At 70.6% G+C, this 10,929-nt stretch carries 6 protein-coding genes and 2 CRISPR repeat arrays; of the genes, 3 read left to right on the top strand and 3 right to left on the bottom strand.

Annotation, left to right across the window (positions count from 1 at the left end; genetic code table 11):
* Nucleotides 1-112: 112 nt before the first annotated feature.
* Nucleotides 113-812: direct repeats of the CRISPR family, unit length 29 nt.
* 2,511 nt (nt 813-3,323) lie between these two features.
* A CRISPR array of direct repeats spans nt 3,324-4,268; the repeat unit is 29 nt; unit sequence GTCCTCCCCACGCACGTGGGGGTCAGCCG.
* Between the two features lie 300 nt (nt 4,269-4,568).
* The 3 genes from ACWEPF_RS38910 to ACWEPF_RS38900 all read left to right on the top strand — a co-directional run bounded on the left by ACWEPF_RS38910 (nt 4,569) and on the right by ACWEPF_RS38900 (nt 6,248).
* Nucleotides 4,569-5,312 (top strand): GntR family transcriptional regulator, encoded by a 744-nt coding sequence (locus ACWEPF_RS38910; RefSeq protein ID WP_452176382.1) that lies wholly within the window; start codon nt 4,569-4,571, stop codon nt 5,310-5,312.
* A gap of 208 nt (nt 5,313-5,520) precedes the next feature.
* On the top strand, nt 5,521-6,012 hold the full coding sequence (locus ACWEPF_RS38905) for a glycine-rich domain-containing protein (protein ID WP_452176381.1): 492 nt from the start codon (nt 5,521-5,523) through the stop codon (nt 6,010-6,012).
* Between the two features lie 77 nt (nt 6,013-6,089).
* Nucleotides 6,090-6,248, top strand: a complete 159-nt coding sequence (locus ACWEPF_RS38900) for a hypothetical protein (RefSeq protein ID WP_452176380.1) — start codon at nt 6,090-6,092, stop codon at nt 6,246-6,248.
* Nucleotides 6,249-6,523: 275 nt separating this feature from the next.
* Here ACWEPF_RS38900 and ACWEPF_RS38895 read toward each other — a convergent pair whose 3' ends face one another.
* The 3 genes from ACWEPF_RS38895 to ACWEPF_RS38885 form a co-directional block, all read right to left on the bottom strand.
* Nucleotides 6,524-7,252, bottom strand: a complete 729-nt coding sequence (locus ACWEPF_RS38895; protein WP_452176379.1) for a DUF6193 family natural product biosynthesis protein — start codon at nt 7,250-7,252, stop codon at nt 6,524-6,526.
* A 1,282-nt stretch (nt 7,253-8,534) separates the two neighbouring features.
* Complete coding sequence (locus ACWEPF_RS38890) at nt 8,535-8,750, bottom strand: hypothetical protein (RefSeq protein WP_452176378.1); 216 nt, start codon at nt 8,748-8,750, stop codon at nt 8,535-8,537.
* Between the two features lie 1,600 nt (nt 8,751-10,350).
* Entirely contained in the window at nt 10,351-10,752 is a 402-nt protein-coding gene (locus ACWEPF_RS38885) for a hypothetical protein (protein ID WP_452176377.1), read from the bottom strand.
* Between the last annotated feature and the right edge of the window lie 177 nt (nt 10,753-10,929).

Here is a 10,929-nt window from a genome sequence, read left to right as displayed (position 1 = left end):
GCACCACCATCAGCCGCATGAACCATGCGGAAACAGTCTCACCCCGCACTGACCATCAGCTGTTCCCCGTCCAAAGATCCGAGCCAAGCCACTAGCGAAGATGGCCCCGACCGTCCTCCCCGCAAGCGCGGGGGTCAGCCGTAGGTCGGAGTGCCGACCACCGAGGAGATCCCGTCCTCCCCGCAAGCGCGGGGGTCAGCCGAGGGCGGACTGGGTGGTCTGCGGCAGCGCCGCGTCCTCCCCGCAAGCGCGGGGGTCAGCCGCATTCCGCAGCGCGCTCGGGCTGACCCAGTCTGTCCTCCCCGCAAGCGCGGGGGTCAGCCGTCGGAACTGGCTGGCGCGCTGGTGGCGTTCGAGTCCTCCCCGCAAGCGCGGGGGTCAGCCGGCGGTGAGGTCGACCGAGGGAGTGGTCGGGGCGTCCTCCCCGCAAGCGCGGGGGTCAGCCGGCTTCCCGAACCCGACTCAGGAGCCAGGACCAGTCCTCCCCGCAAGCGCGGGGGTCAGCCGGCGGTCACCGTCGTCGAACTCCTGATGCGCGAGTCCTCCCCGCAAGCGCGGGGGTCAGCCGCCCACGCCGCACCAGGCGCACACCAGCAACTCGTCCTCCCCGCAAGCGCGGGGGTCAGCCGCTCGTTCGACGCCTTGTCGTGGGCGTCCTCGCGTCCTCCCCGCAAGCGCGGGGGTCAGCCGTCGGGGCCGCCTTCGGGCTGCAGACCCGTGGCGTCCTCCCCGCAAGCGCGGGGGTCAGCCGGAGCAACGTACATGAGGAACACCCCTGACTGGGTCCTCCCCACACGCGTGGGGGTCAGCCAGCGCGGTCGTGGCGGTTTCGATGCACTCGCATGTCCTCCCCACGCACGTGGGGGGTCAGCCGTCGCCGCCGGAGCGCGAACGGTGCGCAGCTTCGTCCTCCCCACGCACGTGGGGGTCAGCCGCGGTCCTCTGGGGTCAGGGTCACGCCAGGCCTGTCCTCCCCACGCACGTGGGGGTCAGCCGCAGGGGACGTCGTTCGAGTGGCCGGTGTTCGGGTCCTCCCCACGCACGTGGGGGTCAGCCGGTGCCCCCCGGACCCGGCCAGGTTGGGGGGCGGTCCTCCCCACGCACGTGGGGGTCAGCCGCCGTAGATCAGCGTGCTGGTGCTCACCGCCTCGTCCTCCCCACGCACGTGGGGGTCAGCCGCTCCCTTCGGTGTGCATCACCAACGTGGTGTCGTCATCCCCACGCACGTGGGGGTCTGCCGTTCATCGACGACCACCCGCACCTGCGGGCGGAGTCCTCCCCGCGCAGGCGGGGGTCAGCCGCCGCCGCTCACGGCCGCCGCGAGGATCATCGTGTCCTCCCCGCGCAGGCGGGGGTCAGCCGTCTCCTTCGGGCAGGGGCCAACACCAAAAGTCGTCCTCCCCACACACGTGGGGGTCAGCCGGCGCCGAATCCCGCCACTCCGAACGGCGTGACGTCCTCCCCACACGCGTGAGGGTCAGCCAATCCCGCAGTGGGGGATCTGGCCGCCCCGACCGTCCTCCCCACACGCGTGGGGGTCAGCCGCTGCCGAGATGGGCCTCGGTCGTCCGGCTGGCGTCCTCCCCACGCACGTGGGGGTCAGCCTTCGGCACGGATGGCGGGTCCGGATCACCTGGTGTCCTCCCCACGCGCGTGGGGGTCAGCCGGTCCGGCAGCTCGGCGGGCAGCTCAAGGAGACGTCCTCCCCACGCAGGCGGGGGTCGGCCTGGCGGGGTGTCCACGGTCCGCCGCCAGGGCGCGTTCTCCCCGCACAGGCGGGGGCAGCCGGGCATCCCCTGGCCGCTGCTGTGCATGGCCGCGTCCTCCCCGCAGGCGCGGGGGCCAGCCGCCTGGGAGGCGAAGATCCGCGCCGCAGGCCCGGTCCTCCCCGCAGGCGCGGGGGTCAGCCGCAAGATGATGACTGGGCGGTTCGCGCCAGTGCGTCCTCCCCGCAGGCGCGGGGGTCAGCCGGAGCGGACGACGTCGGTCATGGTCTTGGCCGGGTCCTCCCCACGCACGTGGGGGTCAGCCGGCCCCATCCACCTCGTTGGCGGACAGGTCGTCGTCCTCCCCACGCAGGCGGGGGTCAGCCGAGGCTGGCCACGGTGCTCTTGCCGCTGCCGCTGTCCTCCCCACGCAGGCGGGGGTCAGCCGGGCGCCATGTCCGGCCTCATGTCCTTCATGGGGTCCTCCCCGCAGGCGCGGGGGTCAGCCAGGGAACGGCACTCCGGACCGGCACCACCAACAGCCCTCCCCAGCGCCGGTAGGGGTAAGCCGGCGTAGGCACCGGTTCCGACGGTTGGCGCGTAGTCCTCCCCGCGGGGGCGGGGGTCATCCACGAGAAAGCCCGCACAGCCCGCCGGCGTTCCTGTCCTCCCCGCCCAAGCGGGGGTCAGCCGATGCGCATGGCCCAGCGCTTGTTGTCCCAGGCGTCCTCCCCACGCAGGCGGGGGGCAGCCGTAGCCGACGGCTTCGAGCAGGCGACGGTAGAAGTCCTCCCCTCACAGGCGGGGGCGGCCGTCGGTGCCGTCCATGTTCGGGGTGATGCTGGCGTCCTCCCCGCGCAGGCGGGGGTCAGCCAGCGAGGCAGAGGTCGGCGCCGGAGTTGACCATGTCCCCACGTGAGCGGGGGCCACGACTACCCATGGTCGGCTGGACCGCTTTCCTCCGCGATGCGCAGGTCTATCTCGTGTTCGCTGGGACACGGTTGCCCGTCCACCGGGCAGCATGTGACTCGTGCGCGAAAGAAACCGGGCCGCATAGCCTCGATCTCCTCAACGCACATCGTGCAGAGGATCGTGGCCGCGAGGTTTATGACCTCCCCCTCGATGCCGCAGAACGCGGTTCGCCAGGACACATCACGGCAGCAGACGACGTGAGCGATCTCGTCCGGGCTGGGCTCCAGGCGTAGGTGTGAGGCGACGTCCGACTTGGTGCCGGGGGCCGACGGACCTTGAGGTGGGGCGGGCATCCGCGAGAGCCTACCTTACTGATCGTGGTCGAACCGAATGGCGGCAGCGGCCACGCCCTGACCAGGTCCAGCGCCCCGCGACGGCGGGCAGATTGCCTTGAGTTGGTTAACCACTCGTCGTCCCCGCAAGAGCAGAGGCGGCCGGGTCCGGGGGCGGTGCCCTCCAGGCGGCGGCAGTGGAGCCATTGCTTCTGGAATCGGAGTCGGTGCGTGCGGTGGCTGGCAGGGCGTGGAATCCGGGTCGGACCGTCAGAGCGCCGTGGCACGATGACGGCCGCTCCTTGACAGCACAGCCTGACCACCAGGAAGGCAAAGAGAAAACAAAGGCGCTGCTGCGCCGCAGGTCGCGAAGGGTCCTCCCCGCGCAGGCGGGGGTCAGCCGCTGCCGTCGTACGTGACGTCCAGCAGGCCGGCGTCCTCCCCGCGCAGGCGGGGGTCAGCCGATCGCCGAGATGATGGCGGCCGCTCAGCAGCAGTCCTCCCCGCGCAGGCGGGGGTCAGCCGCTGGTGGCCCAGTAGAACGCCACCAGCTTTCCGTCCTCCCCGCGCAGGCGGGGGTCAGCCAGTGGCTGGGGTCGGTGGTCCAGCGGAGGCCGCTGTCCTCCCCACGCACGTGGGGGTCAGCCGTGATCACCCAGGGTCTCGGAGGAGACCTTGAGGTCCTCCCCACGCACGTGGGGGTCAGCCGTCGGGGGCGGCGGCGACGGTGCCGCCGATGCCGTCCTCCCCACGCACGTGGGGGTCAGCCGTACCTCGTCAAAGCGGCCAGCTGTACCGCTGGTCCTCCCCACGCACGTGGGGGTCAGCCTCGGGCCGGCCACCCGCGCCGTGGTCGTCGCATGTCCTCCCCACGCACGTGGGGGTCAGCCGCCAGGCGCCCTGGAGCTCGGCCCGTGGGAAGAGTCCTCCCCACGCACGTGGGGGTCAGCCGTTCGGCGAGCAGCTGATCTGGGAGCTGCTCAAGTCCTCCCCACGCGCGTGGGGGTCAGCCGCCCTGGTCCTCGACTGCGTCCACCCAGCCCCGGTCCTCCCCACGCACGTGGGGGTCAGCCGCGTAGACAGGTGCCGAGGAGTGATCATGAGGCGTCCTCCCCACGCACGTGGGGGTCAGCCGGAGGATGCGCCGGAGAATTCCGTCGCGCTCTTGTCCTCCCCACGCACGTGGGGGTCAGCCGTCGTCGCGGGCTTCCTGTCGTCTCGTCCTGCGGTCCTCCCCACGCACGTAGGGGTCAGCCGTGGATCACCACCATGTAGCGGGTGGCGTCCGTGTCCTCCCCACGCACGTGAGGGTCAGCCGGCCATCCTGTCCGCGGTCGGCATCGCCATCGAGTCCTCCCCACGCAGGTGCGGGGGTCAGCCAGCCGAGTGGGTGCCGAACGACCACTCCGAGAAGTCCTCCCCGCAGGCGCGGGGGTCAGCCGGCTGAGTCCTACCGCGACGGGGCGCGGGCTCGGTCCTCCCCACGCAGGCGGGGGTCAACCGTACGGCAACTGCACGTTCCGCGAGGTCCCCTGTGATCAGGTGGGGCAGCGCGCCGCACCCGATCAGTCCTATCGTTCCTCCCAGAGATCGCGATCCGCGCCGACCAGGAGGAACCGTGCCCGAAGAGCCGCTGCACACCCGGATCGCCCGCGAGCTCCGAGAGCGCATCCACAACGGCGACCTCCAGCCCGGCGACCTGGTCCCCGGCGAGAACACGCTCATGGCCGACTACGGCGTCGCCCAAGGCACCGCCCGGAAGGCCCTCGCGACGCTCGCCGCCGAAGGACTGACCGAGACCCGCCGCGGATCTCGCACCCGAGTCCGCGCCTTCCGGCCGATCCTCCGCCAGGGCACCAAGCGCCTCGACCGCTCCATCTGGGGCCAGGGCCGGTCGGTTTGGGACCTCGACCTCGACGGCCGGCCGCTGGAGGTTGACGGGCTGTCCGTTCGGGAGGAGGCGTGCCCGGAACGCCTCGCCGATGCGCTGGGTCTGGCCGCGGGTGATCCGGTCTGGGTGCGGGAGCGCCGGTACGTGGTGGATGGCGAGCCGGTGATGCTCGCGACCTCGTACCACCCTGGGGCGCTCGTGGCCGGGTCGGCGATCACCCGTGAGGACACCGGGCCCGGGGGCGCGCCCGCGCGCCTTGCGGAGCTGGGGTGCGCGCCGGTGCACGCGCGCGAGCAGGTCCGCACCCGCATGCCCCTGCCAGAGGAGGCGGCGGCCCTGGAGCTCGGCCCGGGTACGCCGGTGGCGCTGATCACGCGGGTGAGCTGGGCGGATGGCGGCCTGCCGGTGGAGGTTACGGAGATGACGGCGGACGGGTCGCGGTACGTGCTGGAGTGGGAGTTCCCGGTGTGACACACGGGGCCTGACGGACAGTCACCACGCCGTTGACTTCTGTACAGAACCAGCCGGATAGTTCTGCACAGAACCCCGGGAGTCGAGGGGTTCCCCGCCCCGGCCGCCCTGCTGGCGAGCCGCACGACCGGGACGGGCTCCGCAACACAGCACAGCCCCGCCGGGCCAACCGGCCCACGGGCACCGCACGTTGTGAGGAGAACCCAGTATGACCACCGCCCCCGAGCGCCCGCCAGGCCCCATGGCCCCGGACGCCCTCCTCGGCCAGGCCACCCTGGCCAGCGTCACCAACACCGTCCTCGACGCCAACCCCGGCATGACCACCACCATGGCCGGACGCATCGTCAGCCAGGCCCTGGCGTTCGTCGCCACCGCCGCCACCGCCCCGCACCACCGCGGCATGGCGCCCAGCCGCATCGTCGACGAGGGCTGGCACGCCCTGATCGTCCACACCGAGGCCTACGCCGAACTGTGCAGCCGCCTCGGCCGGTTCATCCACCACACGCCCGGCTGGAGCCCGGACCTGTACGACCCGAACATCCTGGAGTACACCCAGGACCTGATCCGGGCCGCCGGATACGACGTCGACGCCGAGCTGTGGCGGGCCCCGCACGACACCGGCCTGGTGTCGGTCGCGGCCCAGTGCCAGCACGCCCCGGAGTGCACGATCAGGCCGATGCCCACCCCGCAGAAACCGTAGCGCGGTTCGCGCCCCCGCCTGGCCCGAGGGTTGGGCGGGGGCGCGTACGCTTCTGCCACCGACCCGAGGAGGTTCCGATGGAGTGGACCAGCCCCCAGTACGCCGAGTTGGTGGAGCAGTGGCGGCAGCCCGCCGACCCGGGCACCGAGATCCTGAGCGGCCCGAACGCCGGCCGCGCGGACACCGACGCGCCGACGGCCGGACGCGGCTTCATCATGGGACCGCCGAGCGCCTGAGCCCAGGCAGCACGAAACCGCCCCCGCCCTCCCGAAGGAGAGCGGGGGCGACATCCCGCGTGAGCGGGGGGACTTGAAGACCGCCTAATTGGCGTCCCTGACACCCGGGCCGTCCTCCCCACGCAGGCGGGGGTCAGCCGCCGTTGGGTGGGGCGTCCTGGTCCTGGGCAGGGTCCTCCCCTGTCAGCAGCCACTTGGATCGGCCGGCCTGCGGCCACCTGATGGGTAGTCACCTGGTCGCGTGGATTCTTACTGGTAGTGACGGATTCTGAGGGTCAATCACCGGCGGCGGCAGTGCCGGCGGTGGTTGGCCTGAGGTTGGTGGGGAGGTGGGCCACTGCCAGGGCGACGGCTGCTGCGGCGGTGGCGGCTTCGCCGATGACGCTGGAGTGCGGGTGCTCCTGGACTCGGTAGGGGCTGCCGCTATGGGATGGGGCGATCGCCACCTCAACGCGGAACGGGAATCCGGTGCAGGAGCTGAAGCCGAGCGTCCAGTGACTGGAGAACACGTAGAGCTGACGCAGCCGCGGTTCGGCATGAGCTGCTTCCACGAGCTCTGCGAACTCGTGGAATTCAGGGGCCTCGGCCGCCTGCTCCCGCATCATCTGCCATTGCAGCTCCACCACCGCGGCCGGCCCACGTTCGTGGGCCTCAGCACGCGCCGAGACCTGCAGGAACGGCAGTTCCTCCTGAAGTTCCCTCAGGCTCCTGCCCTTCCCCCATGCCACCCCCGCCCGGACAATGGCCGCGAGGTCGGGTGTTCCTCCGGTAATGAGCTCAACGCCCTGGCTCCACCCAGAGACACCGAACCATCGGCTCTCGGCCCCGATGTGTACGGACAGCGGCCCCCTCTCGGAGACCGCCGAAGCGATGCCCGCCGAGGTGAGCGATCCCCACTCACCAGGCACCACCACGAGAGCGGCATCAAGTTCGGCCGCCGTCTGCTCCAGCAGCACGGACAGGCCGCCTGCGGCGGCCAGGTCGGGATAGAGATCGGAATCCACGCCGACATTCTGCCGTCAACGTGCAGTGAGGGAATCGGACTCCCGTAACGCGACTACATGACGTTGCGTGTCCGGCACTCGCGTACCGGGGAGCACAACTGGCCGCCAGTGGGGACCGTGAGCGGGGAACCATAGGACATCGGGAATTGATCCCGCCCGCGACCGTCCGCAGCTCCTCCCCGCGAGTGCGGGGGTCAGCCGCTGCAGGCCGCTGCTGTCCCTGGGGGCGTTGGGTCCTCCCCACGCACGTGGGAGTCAGCCTCGGAGGCGGACTGGGCCGCAGTGGTCGATTTCGTCCTCCCCGCACAGGCAGGGGCCAGCCGTGAGTAGATGATGGCCCGTCAGGTCGTGGATTCCGAGCCGGACGGTCAGCACGCCGTGGCACGATGACGACCGACCGTTCCTTGACAACACAGCACCACCGCGAGCCAAGCAAAGAAATAGCAAAGGCGCTACTGCGCCGCAGGTCGCGAAGGGTCCTCCCCGCAGGCGCGGGGGTCAGCCGCCGCGAGAGGAACCCCCGGTCTCTGCCCGTGAGTCCTCCCCGCAGGCGCGGGGGTCAGCCGCACCCGGGCCCGCTCGTCCTCGTCGTCGAGGCGTCCTCCCCGCAGGCGCGGGGGTCAGCCGGCCGGACTACTGGTGGTGCGGGTCGGTGCGACGTCCTCCCCGCAGGCGCGGGGGTCAGCCGGCCAAGGGCTGACGCTCCGTCACAACCACTCCGTCCTCCCCGCAAGCGCGGGGGTCAGCCGGCGCTACGCACCCTGCGGCGCCAGGTGGCCCGGTCCTCCCCGCAAGCGCGGGGGTCAGCCGGGATCCACGAGGTGCCAGAGCGCCGCCTGAGCGTCCGCCCCGCGTGAGCGGGGGTCAGCCGATCTGGCCAGCGGGCGCGACGTCGTTGGCGATGTCTTCCCCGCAGGCGCGGGGGTAAGCCGGACGGAACCGGTGCGGATATCCGGGGCCTGATGCCCTCCCCGCAGGCGCGGGGGTCAGCCGATCTGCCGGTGGCGCGGGTTGTCCAGGTCCAGGTCCAGGTCCTCCCCGCAGGCGTAGGGGTCAGCCGCACCCGCTCGCCTACGCGACACCGGAGTTCCAGTCCTCCCCACACGCGTGGGGGTCAGCTGGAGGAATCGCTCCTGAACATGGCGAGCTGGTTGTCCTCCCCACATGCGTGGGGGCAAGCCGCCCATAGCGAGGGCTGACGACGATGAGCTGCTCCTTCTCGTTGCTATCAGTTGTCAGCCAGCGTGCAGGCTGACGGTCACCTATCGTTTGGTGAGGGGAGTCAGTTGGGGGCGGCATGGTTCGGGATACGCGGCTGGTGCAGACCGCAGTCATCGGGGATGAGCACTCGGATGTGCCTGTCTTCCTTCCGCCGGAAGCTATCGAATTGGATGCTTTCCGGTCCGCGCACCGCAGTGACACGTTTTGGTGCGGGCTCCTCCTTGGAGGCTGTGGCGGTCAGTTGGGGCACAAGCTGTACTTCGACCGCCAGTGCCATTTTCAGCACCTTCCTCTCCCTGGAGGTGCACCGACTGACTGCCGTAGGCCCGCGGTCGGTGAGTCCAGCGCTGATCATCTCTACCTGAAGGCAGCGCTCGCACGGTCGCTGATCGACCACGGCCGGGTCGCTCATTTCGCCTTTTCGCCACCGATCGGTTCCCTCGTGGACGTTGCGCTCCCTGGTGGCATGGACCTGCGTGTTCACATGGACAGCACGGTTCCGCCGGTATGGGACGAGCAGCACTCGATTCTCCTCGGCCCGGGAGTGGCCTTGGATCAGGCGTACCTCTCCCGGTGCCCGTACGTGTACCGGGTGCGATGCGAGAACGACGGAGCCTCTCGCCAAGTCTGGATCGGCACCCAGACCATGGCACGCCCCACCGAGTGGGTGCCAATCGAGGAGTGCACGTGGAACGACGACGGGCTGGTCACCCCCGCCGCTTCCCGGATCCTTGAGAATCGCAAGATCCCAGTTGGCCGTCCAACTGGGATCTCCGAGAAGCCGGCCGCCGCGGTTTACGGCCAGCACTCCGCGCGCGTGGCCACTTTCGTCCGCGGCCTGGAGGCCGCTCGACGCTCCGGGACGGTGGAGCACGTCCGCCGCCTCTGTGCGGCCGGCGCCGACTTCGTACAAACGTTGCAAGCCACCGACCACACGGTCGCGGCAGCTGCCCTCGATGAAGCCCGGCAGTGGCTCGCCACGCACGAGGACTACCAAAGGCAGGTCTTCCAGGACTTGGCCGACGCCATCCGGGAACGACGAAGCTGGGACATCCGCTCAGGACTTCCCCTGGCGGCATCCCTGACCCGACGCGGATCCAGCCCTGCCGAGCAGAGGGTCTTGTCCGCAGCGCGCAGTTACCTGCGTGAACGCGACCACACTGACAACGGCGGAGCAGTCCCTCGCTCCAACAGCCGCCCGGTCAGTGTGGCCGCTCGTCCTCGGTCGACCTCCCAGAAGCAGAATGAAGCTGGTACCCAAGCCCGTAGGATGCTCCGGCGTCTGCGCCGGGAAGGTGACCTACTCGCCCCTGACGAGCTGTCTCGGTTGGTGGCCGCGCTCGTGAGCGCATCAGATGCGGCTGAGCGTGCCCTCAGTGACAAGGACTACAAGGCTGTCGATGCGTGGGTGACCAAGGTCGCGTATATGCGGCGGGCGGAACGCGGTCAACGTCCAGCAGCGCGGACCGTTTCCGCGTATGTCCGGCAAGTCCGACCTCAAGAACCAGGACTCGACCCGCTGGCTACGGCTGTGAAGGGCATCCTCAAAGCGGCTGGTGCGACGGGAACGACTTTGACGTGGGGACAGATCATGGCTCGGCTTCCCCCCGGTGTGGCGCATCCGAGGAAGCTAAGGCAGCAGCTAGGCATCCTGACCCGCGTTGATCGCAGCCTCGCCCCTGGGGCACCTCTCCTATCCGCACTGGTCACTGGGCCCGATCGCCACATGCACCCTGGGTACCCAGAGCTCGCGGCTGCAGCAGGCCGTGGCCAGTTCACCGACGACACCGAAGCCCGCTCGCAGTGGGCGGTTGAGGTCGCCCGGTTCGGGCGGAAGGGGACCCGGTAGCGAAGGTAGTTGGCGACGGTGTCCCAAGCTATCGGGGGTGGTTGTGCCGCTGGGCTGCTGCGCGGGACTGGCGGGCGTGGCTGGTGGTGCGGGCGAGGAGGATGCTGTGGCGGATGGATGCGACCGCGGCGGTGACGGTTCCTGCGGAGGCGGGTGCACCGTCGGCTGGGAGTGCGGTGGTGTCGACGGTGCGGTGCCGGCAGCGGGGACAGCCTCCGGCGGTGTCGTGTTGGTCGAGGAGCCAGCCGTCCTCACACCGCGGGTCCGGGCAGGTACCGGGGGCAATCAGGTCGAGCGCGATCTCGTCCGCCCGCTCGGCGATCTGAGCGGCTGTCAGCTGGCTGAACCTCAGATACCAGCGGCGCTCGATCCTCTCCCTGAGCTCGGCCGGGGTGCGGTGGTGCAGCTGGTGCAGGACGAGATCGTGCACCGGGACCGGGACGCCGCCACGAGCGGCCAGAGCCCGCTGGAGTGCCGACGGGAACGCCTCGGTGACCCAGACATCGGGACGCTGGCTTTATACGTGAGTGGTGAGAGCACCTGTCGCTCGGCGGCGAGAGCACCCCGTGCCACGGGAGAGTGATGTCGCCGAGTTTCGAGAACACCT

This window comes from Kitasatospora sp. NPDC004289 (assembly GCF_053602875.1).
This window is presented reverse-complemented; position numbering and strand designations above follow the sequence as displayed.